18 protein-coding genes are annotated in these 20,712 nt (G+C 36.1%); 8 read left to right on the top strand and 10 right to left on the bottom strand.

Annotation, left to right across the window (positions count from 1 at the left end):
• From ribH to H033_RS0114635, 6 genes are all read left to right on the top strand, one after another.
• Positions 1-498, top strand: a complete 498-nt coding sequence (gene ribH, locus H033_RS0114660) for a 6,7-dimethyl-8-ribityllumazine synthase (protein WP_026838979.1) — start codon at positions 1-3, stop codon at positions 496-498.
• Positions 499-608: 110 nt separating this feature from the next.
• Positions 609-896, top strand: a complete 288-nt coding sequence (locus tag H033_RS0114655; RefSeq protein WP_026838978.1) for a hypothetical protein — start codon at positions 609-611, stop codon at positions 894-896.
• Positions 897-902: 6 nt separating this feature from the next.
• The gene (gene mutL, locus H033_RS0114650; protein ID WP_026838977.1) at positions 903-2,756 is read left to right on the top strand and encodes a DNA mismatch repair endonuclease MutL; all 1,854 of its coding nucleotides are present in this window, start codon (positions 903-905) and stop codon (positions 2,754-2,756) included.
• Complete coding sequence (locus H033_RS0114645) at positions 2,757-3,500, top strand: rhomboid family intramembrane serine protease (protein ID WP_026838976.1); 744 nt, start codon at positions 2,757-2,759, stop codon at positions 3,498-3,500.
• On the top strand, positions 3,500-4,399 hold the full coding sequence (locus H033_RS0114640) for a rhomboid family intramembrane serine protease (protein ID WP_026838975.1): 900 nt from the start codon (positions 3,500-3,502) through the stop codon (positions 4,397-4,399). Before H033_RS0114645 ends, H033_RS0114640 begins: the two co-directional genes overlap by 1 nt.
• The gene (locus H033_RS0114635) at positions 4,400-5,425 is read left to right on the top strand and encodes an endonuclease/exonuclease/phosphatase family protein (RefSeq protein ID WP_026838974.1); all 1,026 of its coding nucleotides are present in this window, start codon (positions 4,400-4,402) and stop codon (positions 5,423-5,425) included.
• A gap of 4 nt (positions 5,426-5,429) precedes the next feature.
• On the opposite strand, the gene H033_RS0114630 is transcribed toward H033_RS0114635, so the two are convergent.
• The 8 genes from H033_RS0114630 to H033_RS0114595 all read right to left on the bottom strand — a co-directional run bounded on the left by H033_RS0114630 (position 5,430) and on the right by H033_RS0114595 (position 14,964).
• Positions 5,430-6,047, bottom strand: a complete 618-nt coding sequence (locus H033_RS0114630; RefSeq protein WP_026838973.1) for a WbqC family protein — start codon at positions 6,045-6,047, stop codon at positions 5,430-5,432.
• An 18-nt stretch (positions 6,048-6,065) separates the two neighbouring features.
• Positions 6,066-7,628, bottom strand: coding sequence for a signal peptidase I (gene lepB, locus H033_RS0114625; protein WP_026838972.1), 1,563 nt, complete (start codon positions 7,626-7,628; stop codon positions 6,066-6,068).
• Positions 7,629-7,808: 180 nt separating this feature from the next.
• On the bottom strand, positions 7,809-8,513 hold the full coding sequence (gene dapB, locus H033_RS0114620) for a 4-hydroxy-tetrahydrodipicolinate reductase (protein WP_026838971.1): 705 nt from the start codon (positions 8,511-8,513) through the stop codon (positions 7,809-7,811).
• A 2-nt stretch (positions 8,514-8,515) separates the two neighbouring features.
• Positions 8,516-9,109, bottom strand: coding sequence for a DUF5683 domain-containing protein (locus H033_RS0114615; RefSeq protein ID WP_081661880.1), 594 nt, complete (start codon positions 9,107-9,109; stop codon positions 8,516-8,518).
• A complete protein-coding gene (locus H033_RS0114610) occupies positions 9,099-10,001 on the bottom strand; it encodes a ParB/RepB/Spo0J family partition protein (RefSeq protein WP_026838969.1) in 903 nt (300 codons plus the stop codon). Before H033_RS0114610 ends, H033_RS0114615 begins: the two co-directional genes overlap by 11 nt.
• A gap of 3 nt (positions 10,002-10,004) precedes the next feature.
• A complete protein-coding gene (locus H033_RS0114605; RefSeq protein WP_026838968.1) occupies positions 10,005-10,769 on the bottom strand; it encodes a ParA family protein in 765 nt (254 codons plus the stop codon).
• Between the two features lie 241 nt (positions 10,770-11,010).
• The gene (locus H033_RS0114600) at positions 11,011-13,851 is read right to left on the bottom strand and encodes a M16 family metallopeptidase (RefSeq protein WP_026838967.1); all 2,841 of its coding nucleotides are present in this window, start codon (positions 13,849-13,851) and stop codon (positions 11,011-11,013) included.
• Between the two features lie 237 nt (positions 13,852-14,088).
• The gene (locus tag H033_RS0114595; protein WP_026838966.1) at positions 14,089-14,964 is read right to left on the bottom strand and encodes an SDR family oxidoreductase; all 876 of its coding nucleotides are present in this window, start codon (positions 14,962-14,964) and stop codon (positions 14,089-14,091) included.
• 367 nt (positions 14,965-15,331) lie between these two features.
• Between H033_RS0114595 and H033_RS0114590 the strand changes: the two genes are divergently transcribed.
• Positions 15,332-16,081 (top strand): ferritin-like domain-containing protein, encoded by a 750-nt coding sequence (locus tag H033_RS0114590; RefSeq protein WP_026838965.1) that lies wholly within the window; start codon positions 15,332-15,334, stop codon positions 16,079-16,081.
• 26 nt (positions 16,082-16,107) lie between these two features.
• Positions 16,108-16,950 carry a ferritin-like domain-containing protein gene (locus H033_RS0114585; protein WP_026838964.1) on the top strand — a complete coding sequence of 281 codons (843 nt, stop codon included), beginning with the start codon at positions 16,108-16,110 and terminating at the stop codon, positions 16,948-16,950.
• Positions 16,951-17,079: 129 nt separating this feature from the next.
• Here H033_RS0114585 and scpA read toward each other — a convergent pair whose 3' ends face one another.
• Together scpA and H033_RS0114575 are read right to left on the bottom strand one after the other, a co-directional pair.
• Entirely contained in the window at positions 17,080-19,209 is a 2,130-nt protein-coding gene (scpA, locus tag H033_RS0114580) for a methylmalonyl-CoA mutase (protein ID WP_026838963.1), read from the bottom strand.
• A gap of 98 nt (positions 19,210-19,307) precedes the next feature.
• Positions 19,308-20,681 carry a methylmalonyl-CoA mutase subunit beta gene (locus tag H033_RS0114575; RefSeq protein ID WP_026838962.1) on the bottom strand — a complete coding sequence of 458 codons (1,374 nt, stop codon included), beginning with the start codon at positions 20,679-20,681 and terminating at the stop codon, positions 19,308-19,310.
• Positions 20,682-20,712: the final 31 nt, after the last annotated feature.

Genomic DNA, 20,712 nt, shown 5'->3' with positions numbered 1-20,712 from the left:
ATGGCAACACAAGGAAAAAATCTTAGCGAATACGATAAAAGCCAAATGCCGGAAGCTAAGAACTTCCGGTTTGGTCTTGTTGTAGCCGAATGGAATGAAAATATTACCGAAGGACTTTTTAAAGGTGCCTTCGATACCTTGAAGGAAAATGGAGTGATTAACGAAAACATTGTTCGTTGGGATGTTCCAGGAAGCTTCGAGCTTATTTATGGTTGTAAAAAAATGCAGCAAAGCTACGATATGCTGGATGCTATTATTGCCATTGGAAGTGTGATTGAAGGAGAAACCAAACACTTCGATTTTGTATGCCAAGGAGTAACTCAGGGCATCAAAGATCTAAATATTCAGAATGACATCCCTGTAATTTTTTGTGTATTAACAGATCAAAACATGCAACAAGCTATAGATCGCTCCGGAGGTAAATTTGGAAATAAAGGTTCTGAAGCTGCAGTAACAGCCATTAAAATGGCACAATTGAGAATAGACGCCAAGTTTTAAAACATAGATCTTTCGGCATTATTCTTGTTCTTTTCTTTTTGCTTGAACAAGCTTTCTTTTCTCTCGCTTTTTAAGTAAATTTGAAGTTCTATTAAGAAACACCGAGTATTTTGAAATTCAGTCTCTATAAATCCAAGAAGAACACCCGCTATAATTACACTCCTCGTTATTATAAAGGAAAAGACACAGGGAATATTTACGACTTCGATTCCAAATTCAACAAATATAAAAACACCACAAATTCTAATGATTTCGGCGCACAATGGGCAGATGCAAGAAGTTCCAGTAGAACCAGAGGTAATCGCGAGATTAATAAGCGCGTGATCTACATTATTATCGTTTTGATATTAATTTTCTTATGGATCATAGATTTTGATTTATCCATCTTTTCGAATTAATTTTCCATGACCGATGTTATTCATCTACTGCCAGACCATGTGGCTAATCAAATTGCTGCTGGGGAAGTAGTTCAAAGGCCTGCTTCTGTTATTAAGGAATTGCTGGAAAATGCAATAGACGCAAAAGCTTCTACAATTCAGGTATATATCAAGGAAGCTGGGAAGATCCTTATTAGTGTGATAGACGATGGTTCCGGGATGAGCATCACCGATTCCAGATTAAGTTTCGAGCGCCACGCCACTTCAAAAATTAAAACAGCTGAAGATCTTTTTCAACTTCAAACCAAAGGATTTAGGGGAGAGGCATTAGCATCTATAGCTGCAATTGCACATGTGGAACTAAAAACCAGAAGAGAGGAAGATGAAGTTGGAACTTGCATAAAAATTGAAGGCAGCGAAATCTCTTCTCAAGAGGTTTGTGTAACTGCGAAAGGAACTTCTATAAGTGTTAAGAATTTATTTTATAATATTCCTGCCAGAAGAAATTTCTTGAAGTCAGATACTGTAGAAACCCGTCATATCATAGATGAATTTCAACGTGTAGCATTGGCGCATCCTGGAATTTCATTTTCGTTAGTCCATAATGTCGGGGAATTATTCAATCTTCCCGCTTCTAATTACAGGCAACGTATTACTAATATTTTAGGAGGAAAGTCCAATGAAAAATTGGTTCCTGTAAACGAAGAGACAGAAATTTTGAAAATTTCCGGTTTCGTTGGGAAACCAGAATATGCAAAGCGTACCAGAGGAGAACAATTCTTTTTTGTGAACGATAGGTTTATTAAAAGCCCTTATTTAAATCATGCGGTAAGTGCTGCTTTTGAAGGACTCTTGAAGGACAGAGCTTATCCTAGCTACTTTTTATACCTTCAGGTAGATCCTAAGAGTATAGATATCAATATTCATCCAACCAAAACTGAAATTAAGTTCGACGATGAGCATGCGTTATATGCCATTTTGAGAAGTGCAATTAAACATAGTTTAGGACAATTTAATGTTGCCCCTGTGTTGGATTTTGAAAGAGATCCCAATCTGGATACGCCATATAATTATGAAAATAAACGGGCTTCAACTCCTCAAGTAGAAGTAGATAGGAGTTTTAATCCATTTAAAAATGAAGCTCTAACTTCTTCTAACTTTAAAAGTAATTTTAAAAAGGAATCCTCTAGTTGGGAAGGTCTTTACACCGGCCTACAATCTGAAACCATTGGAAACGACGATGTAGATGTTCGCCAAATAGAATTTGAAAGTGAGGAGGTAACAGGGAATCTTTTTGGAGCGCCCAAAACTGAGGAAGCACAAAGTTCTACTTTTCAGTTAAATAAGAAATTTATTATTAGTACGCTTAAAAATGGAATGTTGGTAATAGATCAACATAGAGCGCATACTAGAATTTTATACGAAGAACTATTAAAGAGTATAACAGTTTCAGCAGCTGTGAGTCAGCAGTTATTATTTCCATTAGTGCTTCAGTTTAATCAACAGGAAACTGAATTATTAAAAGGCATTAAAGATTCGCTGGAACAAACCGGATTTATATTTTCAGAAATAACATCTAAATCTGCAGAAATTATAGGGATTCCAACTTCTATTTCAGAAAGTGAAGTAGAAATGTTACTGGAACAACTTCTGGTAGATTTTCAGAATGAAGTACCAGAAAACAATTTTTCTCATACAGATCTGCTTGCCAAATCTTTAGCGAAGAGTATGGCGGTAAAGTCTGGGAATTTGTTAAATTTTACAGAACAACAGCATATTGTTAATGGTTTATTTGCTTGTAAAGAGCCGAGTTTAACCCCGTTTAACAAACCTGTTTTTATTACCTTGCCAGTGGAAGAACTGGAAAAAAAATTCATGTAAATGGGAAGAATTACAGATACCGTTAAAATACTTATTATCATAAATGCCATATTTTTTGTTGGCACTATGTTCATCGGAGATTATACTTATAAATTGTTTTCCCTTTGGTTCTTTCAAAATGAAAATTTTGGAGTTTGGCAGGTTGTTACTCACATGTTCATGCATGGTGGGTTTATGCATATCCTTTTTAATATGTACGCATTATGGGCTTTTGGAGGTCCTATAGAGGAAATGTTAGGGAAGAATAAATTTATATTCTTTTACTTTTCTTGCGGGATCGGAGCAGCAATAATACACTCGTTAGTTAATTATTTTCATGTAGAATCTGGTTATAATGCATTAGTGGATGCGGGAATGAATCCCATGGACATTCAGCAATTATTGGAAACCGGGCAGTATAATACCTCTATATTAGGTAGTGTTTCTAAAGACACCTTAGAAAGTATGTTTACGGCCTATAATACTCCGGCAGTTGGAGCTTCTGGAGCAATTTATGGAGTTTTAGTCGCTTTTGGTATGTTATTTCCAAATGTTGAATTATTTTTACTATTCGTACCAGTTCCTATCAAAGCAAAGATATTTATCCCTATATTAATTGCAATAGATCTATTCTCCGGGGTTACCGGGTACTCCTTGTTTGGTGGAGGAATAGCTCATTTTGCACACGTAGGTGGAGCCCTATTTGGGTTTATTATGATGTGGTATTGGAAAAAGAATCAATTCGAACAAAATAGGTGGGATTAATGGGGCCAGCAGATAAATTCAGATATAAATTACAAACAGCAACAGTGGTTGAAAAACTGATTGCGATAAATGTGTTGGTATTTATCCTTTTTTTTCTGCTCAAAACCATCGCTTTTCTTTTTAACCTTCCTTCCAATTTTATAACTGAGTGGTTGGTTTTTCCAAAAGAGCTAGGAGAATTTATTTTTAAACCCTGGTCTATAATTACTTATTCTTTTTTGCATTCAGGAATCTGGCACCTTCTCTCTAACATGCTTATTCTTTATTATGCAGGTATATATTTCCTGAATTATTTCTCCTCAAAAAAACTGCTTACTTTTTATTTCCTTGGAGTTATAATTGGTGCTTTGGTTTATATGTTGAGCTATAACCTATTTCCTGCCTTTGAAGCTACAGGTAAATCTTATTTGGTAGGAGCTTCTGCTGGAGTGATGTCTGTTTTGGTTGGAGTAGCAACAAAGGTCCCGAATATGAGGATCAGGTTGATGTTCATAGGATCTATAAAGTTCTGGTATATCGCTGCTTTTCTGGTAGTGATAGATATTATCCAAATTCCATTTGGTAATGCGGGTGGGCACTTTGCGCATTTAGGAGGTGCTTTCTTTGGATATATATATACCAAGCAATTAGCAATGGGAAATGATATAGGAAGTGGCTTCGAGAAATTGATCAATTGGTTTGTTTCCTTATTCGATTCTTCACAAAAGTCTAAACCCATAATGAAAACTGTTTATAAGAAGGAAGGCGCAAGCCCTTATAAAACAAAAGTTCCAATCATCAATAAAGATGAACAACAACAAAAAATTGATGCTATTCTAGATAAGATCAGTACCAGTGGGTATGATAGTTTAACTAAGCAGGAGAAAGATTTCTTGTTTCATGCCGGTAAAGACAAATAAATGAAGAAATTAGGCTTGTTGGATAAATTGATATTTATCCTGAACTCTATTATGGCGTTCGCGCTATTGCTCTCTTACCTTCTACCATACGTGCCTCCAAAATCATTTCCTTTACTTTCTGTACTCAGCTTAGGGGTGCCATTGCTAATTCTTTTTAATTTCATTTTTTTGCTCTTTTGGGCAATTCGTTTTAAAAGACAGCTATTGCTTTCTTTGATAGTTTTATTGCTAGGCTATAATTATGTACTTTCCTGGATCCAATTTTCGAGTGAGCCAGAAACTAAAGGAGAAAACAGTATCTCCTTGATGAGTTATAATGTGCGGATGTTCAATGCCTATAAATGGGTAGAAGATGATAAGATCCCAGAAAAGATCACCAGTTTTATTGCTGAAAAAGATCCAGATATCTTAGCGACGCAAGAACATTTCGTTGGAGTTTCCGGAATGGTGAAAAGCTATCCTTATAAATTTATAAAGCTGAAAGATGGTGGCTCAGAATTTGGCTCCGCAATCTTTTCAAAATATCCTATTATTAATACCCATTCCGTAGATTTTCCTGAAGACGGAAATAATAATGCGATCTTTGTAGATGTTGTTAAGAATGAAGATACGCTGCGTATTTTTAATGTTCATTTTCAATCCCTAAATATAAAACCAGGAATAAACGATCTGCAAAAAGAGGATTCTAAAAAGCTATTTGGAAGAATAGCTTATGGCTTTAAGCTTCAGCAAAAACAAGCAGAAATGATGATGGCCGAAGTGGAGAAATCTCCTTACAAGACCTTGATCTTAGGAGATTTTAATAACACCGCATTCTCTTATATATACAAACTGGTTAAGGGTGATAGATTTAAAGATGCTTTTCAGGAAGAGGGTAGTGGCTTTGGGAAGACCTTCAACTTAAGTTATTTTCCACTCCGAATTGATTTTATGATGATAGATGAAGGCTTAACAATACAGACTTTTGAGGTGTTTCCGGTGAAATTATCAGATCATTATCCAATATTTTCAACTATAAGCTGGTAATAAACTACATAGCTTTTAGAAATTCTACAGCATTTGGTCCCTCATTAAAGAGGAGGTCTAAGATACAGAGGTTGGATATGAAGCCATGTTTTTCTTGAAACACCTGTATGTATTCTGGTAATGTTATTCTGTTTTTAGCATTGATCAAATTCCGATGATCAGCGATATTCTCTGGTTGTTTCTTATATTCAGAAGTGTAGTCAAAATCCAGATCTAATTGAAGGCATTCCAATACGGTTTCAAAACAATCCCGATTAAACTCAAATAGTGTTAGATATTCTTTTTTAAATAATGGGATAAGTTCATCTTCATAAAATTCAAAAAAGGGAGAGGTTTGGTAAGCAGATTTCAGAGATTTCCAATGCACACTTTGCCATTTGTCATCATTGTCTATTTTAACCTCGCTATATTTTTGATGAACCTTAACCTTGGTTTTTGGTAAATGTTTTATAGGAATATTCAAGCTTAACTTTCCGTTCGCGCCATAAATATACATCCGGTTGCGATAAGTTTGTTTCTGAAAATTATCTTCCTTCTCTACCCAAACTTTGGTCACATTTACTGATTCCTTATACTGAGATATAGGTCCAAAATAGGGGAGACTTACTAAGATTTCTTTCATGAGGTTTAAATTAACTCACTATGACTCTCTTTTCTTTTTAAAGAAATTATATCCAAATAATATAACTAACCCAATCAAGAAATATGGTAAATAGGAGGTAGGCTCTTTGTCTCCGCTTACAGTGGTAAATAAACGTTCCCAACGAATCTTGTTCATAATGCCATCTCCATTGGTATCCCAACTAAACCAAACAAAAATAGGTTTACCAACCACATGATTTTCTGGTACAAATCCAAAATAACGACTGTCAAGACTATTGTGGCGGTTATCACCCATCATCCAGTAATAATCCATCTTAAAAGTATAAGTGTCCGTAGGCTGACCGTTAAGTAGTACTTGAGTGCCATTAACACTTAATTCATTGTTAATACCTAGTTCAGATCCTTCATACACTTCTATAAGTCTTTTATAGAATGGTAAAGTTTCCAGATTTAATTTAGTGGTCGTTCCTTTCTTCGGAATAAAGATCGGGCCTAAATTATCCTTATTCCATGATAGACTTTTAGATTTTGGAAACAAACCTTGTTCTTTATTTCCAGCCGAATCAATCATGCGTTCAAGAGTTTCAACATTAGGATGATTCTTGAATTTCTCATAAGATTCTTCAGTTAGATTGATCACAAACCTATTTGAAGACTGATCATATCTATAAGGATCTGTAATATCGTAACGTTCATATAAATAATATGGATCAAATGCTTTTCCTTTGGAAATCCCAATATAATTGTACTGTAACTTCGCCCTGCCAGGTAATTTAAGTGGATCAGAATTAATAAAGATCTTACCATCTACAATTCTTAATGAATCCCCGGCAACTCCTACAGCACGTTTTACATAATTCGTTTTCTTATCTATTGGCTTGTAATAGTATTTATCTGTAAAAAACATGTTTTTCATTGTATCCACTGGCCAGTTAAAAACAACGATATCTGAGCGTTCAATTTTTTCGAAGCCCGGTAATCTGAAATATGGAATCTGAGGTTTTTCTAGATATGATTTCACTCCTAAAACCGGAATAGTATCATGAACCATAGGGAAAGCCACAGCTGTTAAAGGAGTTCTGGCTCCATAATGGAATTTACTAACGAAAAGAAAATCGCCTACCAGCAATGTTTTTTCTAAGGAAGAAGTAGGGATTGTAAATGGCTGAATAAGATAGGTGTGTACTAAAGTTGCCGCAATCACTGCAAATAGAATAGAACTTATCCATTCTCCAGCAGCAGTTCTAGGGTGTAAACTTCTATCTTGAATGTAAGTTACATCTGTCATGTAGTTTACATAGTAAATGTAAAACCCAAAAGTAATTACCACTAAAACAGTATCCATTAATTTATGCTTCCCAAAACTTCTAATAGTTTCAACCCAAATTACAGGAAACATGATCAGGTTTACAATAGGAATAAATAATAAGATAGTCCACCACCATGGTCTGTGGATTATTTTCATTAAAATTACGGCATTGTATACTGGTATTGCAGCTTCCCAAGCTTGTCGTCCTGCTTTTACATATAATTTCCAAGTTCCTAGAAAATGAATCACCTGAATGATCAGGAAAAATAAGAACCACTGCGTAATAGTCATATATCTTAAGTTTAGCGTATAAGTGTCTAAAAAACCAGTACCGTTACATTTTATCCCTCATTGTGGGTTAAATTTCCCGTTCCGATAGCTATCCGGATGCCTCGATTTTTAATAATATTTTTTAATTCTATACCTCGCAGGCCTTCCGTAGTGTTAGGGCGGATCAAGGAAGTGCTTGCTTTATGTCAAATTTTGAAGGACATCCTTCATAGAAAACACCCCTTTTTTATCTCTAATCCATTCTGCAGCAATAACAGCACCTAATGCAAAGCCTTCTCTGGAATATGCCGTATGCTTAATTTCTATTGAATCGATATCTGAACTGTAAGAAACTGTGTGAGTTCCGGGAACATTTTCTTCTCTTTTTGCGGTAATAGGAATTTCATTTTCTTCTGCGTGATCCAATTGCCAACCCGTTTTTTTGGAATTGGTAATTATTTGTTGTGCCAAACTGATAGCAGTACCACTTGGAGCATCTAGTTTTTGAAGATGATGTGTTTCTTCAATTTCTACTAAATAATTCTGAAAAGGATCCATGATCTTAGCCAACTTCTCATTTAGTTCAAAAAACAAATTCACACCAATACTAAAATTTGAAGCATATAAAAAAGCTGAATTTTCAGCTTCACAAAGTTTTACTGCTTGCTCGTAATTCTCCAACCATCCCGTAGTTCCAGATATTACAGGGAGCTTATTGTTTATACAAGTTTTTATGTTTGTAAGGGCCGCCTTTGGGATGCTAAAATCTATTGCGACATCGGCTTCAGAAAGATCTATGTTTTCTATATCACCAGTGATTTTATGTGATATGGAATGCCCTCTTTCTGTCGCTATTCTTTCAATGGTCTTACCCATTTTTCCATAACCTAAAAGTGCAATCTTCATAATTAGAAATTAAAATTTAAAGATAAACCATATCGAGTCTTCCCAGAATACTCATCAAAATTAACGGCAGGTTTAAATGAGAGATCTTCGCTCACATTAAATTGCTGAAGATGGGCATCTACGTTTGCATCTATGATATTTAGAACATAAATTGCTGCAGTAACTAATAAGGAAATTTCTTTATTCCGTTGGTAGAATTTTTGAGCTCTGATCAAAGCATCTGTAGAAACTCTAGGATTTGCCGGATTTACGTAGAATTCATCGTCTTTAAAACCAGCAAGTCTTCTTTTATAAGCATTACGGTATCTATCATATTGCTTATCGTTTTCCAGATAAAAATAAATACCTACACCTAGACCGGCATAAGCAATAGGGATCTTCCAATATTTCCCGTTATAGGCTTGTCCCAGACCCGGTAATATTGCCGAAAAAAATGCAGCTTTAGCTGGTGCAAGAGGGTTGTATTCCTTGTAATCCTTTTTGGTTTCTACAATAGTATCTTGATTGGTATTAATCTGCAAACTGTCTTTTTGCGCCACTACAATAGTAGTCACCATAAAAAAGACAAACGCAGTTAATATATATTTAAGATTCACCTTGGATCATTTTTTTGATTCTATTAAAATCTTCTTCTGAAGTAAACGGAATGATAAGCTTTCCTTTTCCTTTTGAAGCGATCTTAATATCTACTTTGGCTCCAAGATATTCAGAAAATTCTTTAATACCTTTTTTGTATTCCTGAGAAAGATTTGGGCTTTTTGGAGCAGGTTTTTTTGTGTCTCCACCAGCTAATTCCCTCACCAATTTCTCTGTATCTCTAACAGATAAGGAACGTTCCAGGATCTTTTCGTAAATATCTAGCTGAATTTGTGGATCTTCAATATTGATAATTGCTCTACCATGACCCATAGATAAAAAGCCATCTCTCATTCCTGTTTGAATGATAGGGTCTAGTTTTAGCAATCTTAAATAATTCGCAATGGTTGATCTGTTTTTTCCAACCCGATCACTTAATTGTTCCTGAGTCAGGTTTATCTCGTCGATCAATCGTTGGTAAGAAATTGCGATCTCAATGGGGTCTAAGTCTTGGCGTTGGATATTCTCTACCAATGCCATTTCCAAAGATTCCTGATCGTTCGCAATACGAATGTATGCCGGAACCGTTTTTAGACCAATAAGTTTGGAAGCTCTAAACCTTCGTTCTCCAGAAACTAATTGAAATTTATTAAAATCTAATTTCCTAACGGTAATTGGCTGGATAACTCCGAGTTCTCTTATGGAAGAAGCTAATTCCCGTAAGGATTCTTCATTGAAACTTGTTCTTGGCTGAAATGGATTTACTTCTATGGAAGTAAGTTCCAGTTCAACAATATGACCTACAAGTTTATCGGCATTTTTATATTCCGCAGACTTTATATCGTGATCGGGATCTTTCAGAAGGGCTGAAAGTCCACGTCCTAATGCTTGCTTTTTGGTAGCTTTCGCCATCGCTTAACTATTTTTCTTAATTATTTCATGTGCCAGACTTAAATAGTTACTGGCTCCTTTACTTGCAGCATCATAATTTATAATGCTCTCCCCATAACTAGGGGCTTCACTTAAACGCACGTTTCTTTGAATGATTGTGGTAAATACCATTTCATTAAAATGCTTCTGAACTTCTTCTACTACCTGATTAGAGAGTCTTAATCTAGAATCGTACATGGTTAATAAAAGCCCTTCTATATCTAACTTATCATTATGAATTTTTTGTACACTTTTAATGGTATTTAAAAGCTTTCCAAGACCTTCTAATGCAAAATACTCACATTGTATAGGAATGATCACAGAATCTGAAGCAGTTAAAGCATTCAATGTTAATAGACCTAAAGAAGGCGCGCAATCTATAAGGATATAATCGTAAGTATCTTTTAAATGGGTGATAGCTTTTTTAAGCATGTATTCCCGCTCATCCTTATCTACCAATTCTATTTCAATAGCTACTAGGTCTATATGAGATGGGATGATGTCAAGATTGGGAGAATTAGTCTTTACTATAGCTTCTTCGGCTTTGCAAGAATGCTCTAAAAGTTGATAAGTTCCTAATTCTACAGCTTCTACATCTATCCCTAAACCAGATGTTGCATTGGCTTGAGGATCTGCATCTATTAGTAATACCTTTTTTTCAAGAACCCCTAAGGAGGCTGCTAAGTTTACTGAAGTAGTCGTTTTACCGACCCCTCCTTTTTGGTTTGCAATAGCAATGATTTTACCCATTAATTGTATTCTATTTTAGAAGGTAAAAATACAATTTATTACAGGTTTAGAAAATGATTTTGTTAACAGCTTATACATTAATATATAGGGAATGCGATTTTCTCCTAAATCTAGGCTCAATTAACTTACGCCCCCTTAGATTTAAACAGAATTAAGTTAAGGTAATTGGTTTACATTCAGTCTAGAACAAAAAAACCTGATAGGAATAATCCTGTCAGGTTTTAAATTAGGTTTTATTCTCTTATTCCATTTCTTCCGGCATCAGTATACCTAAAAGATACTTCTCATTTAAAAAAGTATTGGCAACATCCTTTACTTCTTTAGCCGTGAGTGCAGCAACTTTTTCTTCAAATTGCAACAGTTCATTTATGTCTTTTTCTTCCCTATCTGCAGCAGAAAGTTGGTTCAACCAGAACCGGTTTTGCTTAATGCTTTCTTTTCGGTTCAATAAAAGGGATTCTTTTATTTTAGCCATATCCTTTTCTGAAGGACCTTCATTTTTAATTTTTTCGACTTCAGCTAAAGCGGCTGCAGTCAATTTATCTACATTTTCAGGTCCACAAGGGAAAGAAATACTGAAGTTGTAGGATCCATAAGGAACTTTAGACATACTTCCTCTGGCTCCAACACCATAAACTCCACCTTCTTCTTCCCGAAGTTTTTCTACTAGTTTTATGGTTAGTACCTCTCCCAATGCTTCAAGGGCAAAATCTTCCTCTTGATTGTAACTTGTTTCCCCATTCCACAGAATAGTAACCTGGCTTTTAGGGTCGGCTCCTTTATTTATCACCTTTTTGCGATATTCATTAACCTCTCTAAATTCCGATACTTTATATTCTTCTTTTTTGCCACTGGATGGAAGGCTGGCAAGGTATGTTGAGGCAAATTCCTTTAATTTTGCTTCATCAATGTTACCCACAAAATAGAAGGTAAAATCTCCAGCATTGGAAAAACGTTCCTTGTATTTCTCATAGGCAAGATCATAGTCTTGGCTGTCAAAAGCTTCAGGAGTTGGAAATCCTAAGTAACGGGGATTTCCTTCGTTTCTAAATTTTCCGAGCTCATTTTGAAAATAGAAATTAGGATTGGATAATAAGTTTCCAAGAAAATTTTTCTGCTTGGTCACAAATGAATTATAAGCTTCTTCATCTTTATTAAGATCTGTAAAATATAAATGTACCATCTGGAACAAAGTTTCCAAATCCTGAGGCGTCGAGGATCCATTAAAACCTTCAGAAATACTTCCGATATTTGGGCTAACAGAAACCAACTTCCCACTCATCATTTTACTCATATCGTTTAGAGAGAGGTCTGCAATACCAGCTTCTGCTAAACCGCTATTGGCAAATCCGGTATTAAGATAATCTTCATCTGAATACAGCGAGGTTCCACCAGGGCTATATGCAGAAAATAAAACTTCATCGTTTTTAAAATCAGTATTTTTATACACTACTGTTGCGCCATTGCTAAGAAGCAACTTCTTGAATCCAACTTTATCATTGCTTACAACTTTTGTAATTGTTCCAGCCTTAGGAGCATTGGTAATTAAGTTCTCGCGAATGTCTGTTTCCTGATAAGGTTCAATTTCAGAATTCTCAACCTCTTTTAGCATGGCTAGAACTTCATCCTCTTTTACCTGAGTAATATCTTCTTTTTCTGGTCCGGTAAGAATGATTACCCGGTTTTCCTCATGAAGAAAATCATTGATAAGTTTATTTACCTCTTCCAGCTTTATTCCAGGTAGGTCAGCGCTGGCAAATTGAGAAATCCATTCAATTCCAGGAATTGGAGAATTGGACAAGTAATGACTCACATAGGAGCCAACGATCCTACCACTTTCCTGCTTGTCGCGGTCTTTGAATTGACGATCCAACTGGGCAAGATACTCTTTTTTAGCCCTTTCCAGTTCACCCGAATTGAAGCCATAACGTTTAACACGTTCGTTTTCTTCAAGTAATGCGCGAAGAGATTTCAACTGCTCGCCGGCTCCGCTCATTGCAAATGACTGGTATGCATTCTTGGACCTTGCATAGGTTCCCCCATAGCTTGAAAATCCATAGGTAAACGGTGGATTTGCACTATTTCGAAGTTCGTCCAGACGATTATTTATCATGGTAGAGAAAAGATTTTTAACTAACTGATCTCTGTAATCGTTGGTTGTAACTATATCCTTAGCGTTTTCAAGGTCTTTGTAATAAACCCGTACCTGGCTAAATGGAGCTTCCTTATCTGAAGCTATTGCGACAAAAGTTTCATCGTGATTTGGAAGATCGAACACTTTTCGTTCCCTAGGGTTCGCAACCGGTTTGAGTTTTGAAAAATGATCTTTGATCTTTTGTTCCATCACTTCGGGATCCAGATCTCCTACTGCTACTACAGCCATTAAATCTGGCCTGTACCAATCTTTATAATAATTTCTTACCGTTTCATAATCCGCATTTTCTATAACTTCTTGTTTTCCAATAGGAAGTCTTTCAGCATATTGAGACCCGTACATAAGTTTAGGTAAATATTCTGTCATCATTCGCTTATCTGGTCCAAGTCCAAGTCGGTATTCTTCCATAACAACGCCTCGTTCCTCGTCGATATCCTTATCTGTCATTAACGCATTGTGCGCCCAGTCTTCAAGGATCTGGAAGCCTTTTTCCAAGGTTTCTGGATTATCACTTGGAATTGGCAGAATATAAACTGTTTCATCAAAACCTGTGTACGCATTAAGATCGGCACCAAATTTCACCCCTATACTTTGTAGGTAGTCTACAAGTTCATTTTTCTCAAAGTTTTTAGTTCCGTTAAAGTTCATATGCTCCACAAAGTGAGCAAGTCCTTGCTGATCTTCATTTTCAAGGATAGACCCTGCATTGATGGCAAGGCGTAATTCCACCTTGTCCTCGGGTTTACCGTTGTTCCGGATGTAGTAGGTGAGACCATTTTCCAGCTTGCCTATTTTTACATTAGGATCTGTAGGAATGTTTTCCGAAGGAATTTTTTTTACTTCATTTTTACTGTCGACCTGTGCTATGCTATTTCCTGCGGAAATGAACAGAAGGGCAGCGATAGAATTCATCACAATTTTTTTCATACTTGTTTACTTGTTTTTTTTATAAAAATTAAATTAACCAGTAGGGCAGCTAAGAAAAATAATAAGAGGAAGTTACGTTTTTTTTTATTTCTCGAATCTTAGATATAAATACTTGTTTTTTAGTTGATTACCTGTATGTTTTGATTGTTCAACTTGAAATCTCCCCACTAAAAAAGCAGTTTCAGATAATTCCGAAACTGCTTAGTCTATTTTAATGGTAAAAATCCTTATTTGTTTTTACTTCTTAGCCTTAATCATAGCTTCAAGTTGATCCCACATTTCCTCCGGAATTGCTTCTAATAAGTTGAATTGTCCAGCTCCTTTTAGCCATTCCCCGCCATCGATGGTGATAACTTCACCGTTGACATAAGCAGAAAAATCGGACACTAGATAGGCCGCTAAATTTGCCAGTTCCTGGTGTTCTCCAACTCTTTTTAAAGGAACTTTTTTAGCAAGATCGAACTTCTCTTTCAAATCCCCTGGTAGTAATCTGTCCCAGGCACCTTTTGTAGGGAAGGGTCCCGGTGCAATGGCATTCGAACGAATTCCATATTTCGCCCATTCTACAGCTAATGATCGCGTCATTGCTAAAACTCCAGCTTTCGCGGTTGCACTTGGTACCACATAAGCAGAACCTGTCCAGGCATAGGTAGTTACGATATTTAAAATAGTCTTATCTACTTCTTTTTTGTCTATCCAATGCTTCCCAAAAGCAAGTGTACAGTTCTTACTTCCTTTTAAAACAATATCTATAATAGTATCGAAGGCGTTTGCGCTCAATCGCTCGGTTGGAGAGATGAAGTTTCCGGCTGCATTATTCAATAAAGAATCTACTTTTCCAAATTTAGCCACCGATGCTTCTAGCATAGCTTCTACTTGGTCAAAATGACGAACATCACACTGTAATGGTAAACAAGTACCTCCAGTTGCAGCTTCTAATTCTTTTGAAGTATTTTCTAATTTTTCCAGATTTCTGGAAGTGATTACAACATTTGCACCCAATTCTAAGAAATATGTGCTCATTGATTTTCCAAGTCCGCTACCACCACCGGTAACAACGATCGTTTTCCCTTTCAAGGCATCGTCACGAAGCATTTTTTTAGTATAATCCATGTTTTTATAGTTTTAAGCTTAAAGCCATAAGACGACAAGCTATATATTTTTAATAGGTTTATTAAAAGAAATTAAATTCAAGTTAATATTTATAATTGTTAAAAACGGTATAGGTCCAAAATTAGAAAAGTATAGGTTTTAAAGAAATTGAATATGACAAAATTAATTCTCATAATTTCCATTAACATACTTTATACGTTTAAATGCTCAAATTAACATTTTAATAACAAGTGATTTCCTATCTACGTTAATTGTTCGATATTTTTTTATATATTTTGTTGTTAATTTAACATTAATTAGCTTTTAAAATTCAAATAACGAATATATTTTCCTCCCATAAATACTAATTCATCTAATCTTGTTAATTATGAGACAACCATTAACTATGGGAGGGCAACCTTCGTCAAAAAAGAGGGAAGTTATAAATTCCCGAAGACACTTTTTAAAAATTGGAGGACTTGCTGTTGCAGGTTCAGGCTTACTGCTTTATTCCTGTATTCCCGAGGATGAACCTTTTGCACAAGAAAGGCAACATGAAGGGGATGTCTTTGACCTTGGAAGCGGGGACTTGGGAATTTTAAACTTTGCTTATGCCCTTGAACAATTAGAAGCTGCATTTTATACAAGGGTTCTGGATGGCTCTTATTGGGCTAATGCTTCTCCTATAGAAAGATTGTATATGGAAGATATTCAGGGTCATGAAGTTATTCACAGGGAATTTTTTAAAGCTGCAATCAATTCTGTAGCCCCTCCAGAAAAAGTATTGCCTGAACTAGAATTCGATTTTAGTAGTGTTGATTTTAGCGATCGTGATTCTGTATTGAGAACTTCAATACTTTTAGAAGATACGGGGGTTGCCGCTTATAATGGAGCGGGAGATCTAATTGATCTAACTCTCTATTTACTCTTGGCAGGTAAAATTGTATCGGTGGAAGCGAGGCATGCAGCAGCATTAAGATCTGTTTATTTAGAGGGATTTACAGAATTTGCGGGAGATGACGTAGTTAATGAACAAGGACTTGATGTGGCAAGGCGACCTCAAACTATCTTGCAAGAAGTTGGTAGTACTGGATTTATTATTACACCATTTACTGCCAATAATTTACCTACAGAATAATTAATAACATTACTAAAGAAATAATTATGGATATTATAAAATTTTTAGACGGTTTTACAACCGATAAGTTGACTGCTAGGATGTCATCAAGAAGAGGAGCCCTAGCAACCTTAGGTATTTTTGGGGCACAGGCTTTAATGGCCGCCGCTCCATGTTTTAGAACGGCATCTGGCAAAGAAGCACTTAAGCAAAGCAACACCGATGTTGTTAATGCACTGCAACTGGCATTGATCCTGGAATATTTAGAAGCCGAATTTTACATTAAGGCATTACAATCAGGGGTTTTACCTAACGGAAGACCAGAGGCGGTCTATATGCAAATCTCAAAACATGAAACTGCCCATGTGGAATTCTTGAAAGCCGGGTTGGAAGGTGCCGGTGTAGAACCAGTATTAAAACCCGAATTTGATTATACGGCGGGTGGTGCATTTGCACCTTTTGATACTGCCAACGATAACGCTTATCTGCAATTATTAACGTTGGCCCAGGCTTTTGAAGATACAGGCGTCAGGGCTTACAAAGGGCAGGCAGGAAATTTACAGGGAACCCCGTTTTTAATGCCAGCTTTACGTATACATTCTGTGGAAGCCAGACATGCCGCTGAGATAAGACGCCTTAGGGCCGGATTTTTAGATATTCCCCTTAATGAAGACACTCTTCCCTGGATAACTTTAGACAATAGAGGCCTAGGTATGCCACCAATTACACAACCTGTTTACGATGGGGAAGAACAGGTTGTTCAAGGAGGTGTTAATCTAGTGGATATAACAGAGTTTGGTCCTGTTGAGGTTTCGCAATCCTATGATGAACCACTTGCCACTCCGGAAGTAATTAAAATTATTGCACCATTCCTAGGATGTAAAGAATAATTTTACATTTTCGTTATACATTAAAAATGCTTTTCTTAGCTGAAAAGCATTTTTTTAGTATAATCCATGTTTTTCAGTTTTTAGTATTCAGTTGGCAGTGCTAACTGTGACTGCATACTTTTTGGTTATTTAATCTAATAATATTTCTAAAAGCTGAATGGCAGCTTCACTTATTTTAGTTCCCGGGCCAAAAACAGCAACTGCACCGGCATCGAATAAGAATTGATAATCTTGAGATGGAATTACTCCTCCCACGATCACCATAATATCTTCTCTGCCATGCTTTTTTAATTCTTCAATTACTTGTGGTACTAATGTTTTATGCCCTGCAGCTAATGAAGATACTCCCAATATATGAACATCATTTTCCATAGCTTGTTTTGCAGCTTCTGCAGGAGTTTGGAATAAAGGCCCAATATCTACATCAAAACCAAGATCGGCATAACCTGTGGCAACCACTTTTGCTCCACGATCATGGCCATCCTGACCCATTTTTGCAATCATGATACGAGGACGTCTTCCATCTTGTTCCGCAAATTTATCGGCTAGCTCCCTAGCTTTAATAAAGGATACGTTGTCTTTCATTTGTTTTGAATAAACGCCACTAAAGGTTTGAATTTTCGCTTTATATCTTCCGTAAACGTCCTCTAAAGCATCGCTGATCTCCCCCAAAGTAGCTCTTTCTCTGGCTGCAGATACTGCTAATTCTAGTAAATTGCCATCCTTATTTTTGGCAGCATTGGTTAAGGCTTTTAGTGCTGAAGTCACTTTTACTTGATCCCTGCTTTCTTTTATTTGCTTTAATCTTTCCAGCTGTTGTAAGCGAACCGTTTGATTATCTACTTCTAATGTTACTAGCGGATCTTCTTTCTCTAAGCGATATTTATTATTTCCAACAATAATATCGGTCTCGCTATCTATTCTCGCTTGTTTATTTGCCGCAGCTTCTTCAATTCGCAACTTAGGAATTCCAGCTTCAATTGCTTTGGTCATTCCACCTAATTCTTCTACTTCCTGAATAAGCTTCCAGGCTTTTTGAGCTATTTCATGCGTTAAGTTTTCTACATAATAACTTCCCGCCCAAGGATCCACCGTTTTGGTAATATTCGTTTCTAGTTGCAGATATAATTGGGTATTTCTTGCAATTCTAGCAGAAAAATCTGTTGGTAAAGCTATTGCTTCATCAAGCGCATTGGTATGGAGAGATTGGGTACCGCCAAAAGCTGCAGCAGCTCCTTCTATACAGGTTCTTGCAACATTATTAAATGGATCTTGCTCGGTCAAACTCCATCCGCTTGTTTGGCAATGTGTTCTTAAAGCTAAAGATTTCTCGCTTTTCGGGTTGAATTGTTTTACTAATTTTGCCCAAAGCATTCTGGCAGCACGCATTTTAGCGATCTCCATAAAATGGTTCATTCCAATCCCCCAGAAAAAGGAAAGTCTTGGTGCAAAACTGTCTATGTCCATTCCAGCTTCCAGACCTTTTCTAATATACTCCAATCCATCTGCTAAGGTATATGCTAATTCAATGTCACAAGTTGCTCCAGCTTCTTGCATATGATAACCTGAAATACTGATACTATTGAATTTCGGCATCTTTTCAGACGTGTATTCAAAAATATCAGATATTATTCTCATGGATGGAGTAGGAGGGTATATGTACGTATTGCGCACCATGAATTCCTTTAAAATATCATTCTGAATTGTTCCAGATAATAATGAAAGGTCTACACCTTGTTCTTCGGCCGCAACAATATAAAATGCCATAATAGGAAGTACTGCCCCATTCATGGTCATGGAAACCGACATTTTATCTAGAGGGATCTGGTCAAAAAGGATCTTCATATCCTCCACCGAATCTATTGCAACTCCAGCTTTTCCAACATCTCCAACCACACGTTCATGATCGCTATCATAGCCTCTGTGTGTTGGTAGATCGAAAGCTACAGAAAGTCCTTTCTGGCCTCCTGCTAAATTTCTTCTGTAAAAAGCATTGCTTTCTTCAGCAGTAGAAAAACCTGCATACTGGCGAATGGTCCAAGGTCTCTTTACGTACATGGTGCTGTAAGGCCCGCGTAAGTAAGGTGCTATTCCAGCTGCAAAATCTAAATGCTCTGCTTCTTCAATATCACTTTTTGAATACACTTTTTTGAGCGGAATATCTTCTGCAGTCATAAAAGTGCTATCCGAATTACTATTCGAAGAACTGGAAGCAGCCTCTTTTATAAGTTTTATATGTTGAAGATTTTTTCTAGACATTTTAATTTGTTTCCCTCATCGAGGATTTTATTTTTCTCCCGATATTTATCGGGACTCAACTCGCAGAATTGCTACTGAGTTTTATATAATCAATGCTATTATTCTTTTTTCAATCTTTCCTGCTCCGTTTTTTCTGAAAGGCGTTTTTCTAAAATTGGCTGAAGCAAGGTTTTCCTTGGATTCATTTTCAGAAACGGATATAATTCTAAGTCATTTGCCATTCTATCATCCGGATTCTGGAATTTGTTGGTTCCAACAAGTGTGATTTTTCCAGAATCAAAAAGTTCCTGTTCTTTAACAGCACTTTCAGTAATCTTTCGTTGAATAATCCCTTCCTTAAGTTGCTTCAAAAATCCACCGCCATTTTCTATCTCTTTAAAGATCTCCAAGGCTTTTTCTGCGAATTGTTGAGTAAGGGTCTCTATATAATAAGCCCCATCTGAAGCATTGGAAACCTTATCGAAATAACTTTCGTTTTTCAGCACTAATAACTGATTGCGTGCAATCCTGTCTCCAAACTCATTGTTCTTATGGTAAATGGCATCGTAAGGAGAATTATAAACTTCATCTGCACCACCAAGAACCGCACTCATACTTTGTGTGGTGGTTCGAAGCAGGTTCAAATTATAATCGTACAAGGTTTTATCCCTTTTTGAAGGCTGAGCTAAAATGTTGCATTTTTCGGAAATCTTATATTCTGAAGCTAGACTTGCATATAATAAGCGAAGTGCTTTCAATTTAGCGATCTCGAAAAAGTAATTGGATCCTGTAGCAGTCAAAAATTGAAGCTTAGTTTCAGCTTTATTCTCGTCATTATTAAAATGATTCAAATATTCATTTGCATGGGCTAGGATATAGGCCAACTCTTGCGGGATGGTTGCTCCTGCATTTTGATATAAAGTACCATCTACGCTAAGGGCAGATTTAAAACCTTCAGTTTTAGTAACTATTTTATTCAAGACCTCATGATCCTTTTTTAGGTCGTGATACCAGTTTCCAGAACGCGCTAAATTTCCGATAATATCTATTTGTAAACTTATCTTATGATCCTTTCCTGCTAAAAATATAATTAAAGAATTAAGGAATTCTCCAGAAAGGAATTCAAATGAAATATAGATAGGAGTAGCGTTTAGATCTATATTTTTGAATAGTACTTTAAAGTCTGATTCTTTAGAAGAGATAACAAACCATAAACTCTCCGCACCTTTTTTTAATACTTTTAAAGCTTTTTCATTGCTTTTTATATCTGAAACAACATAGATCTTTTCGCAGACATTCCATGAAATTGGATTTGCAATAGAGATAGGATCTTTTAGATCTTCAGCAGTATAAAAGGGTTTTACTGAAATCCCATCTTTACTATTAAAAATAAGGGTTTCATTATAATCTGCTCCCTTCAAGTCGAATTGAATTTTCTGCTTCCATTCTTTGGCAGAAACTTCTTGGAATTCGTTGAATAAGGTGTGACTCATAATTTATTTTTTTAAAATATAATATGTAAAA

Source organism: Gillisia sp. JM1 (assembly GCF_000424645.1).
Classification (GTDB): domain Bacteria; phylum Bacteroidota; class Bacteroidia; order Flavobacteriales; family Flavobacteriaceae; genus Gillisia.
This window is presented reverse-complemented; position numbering and strand designations above follow the sequence as displayed.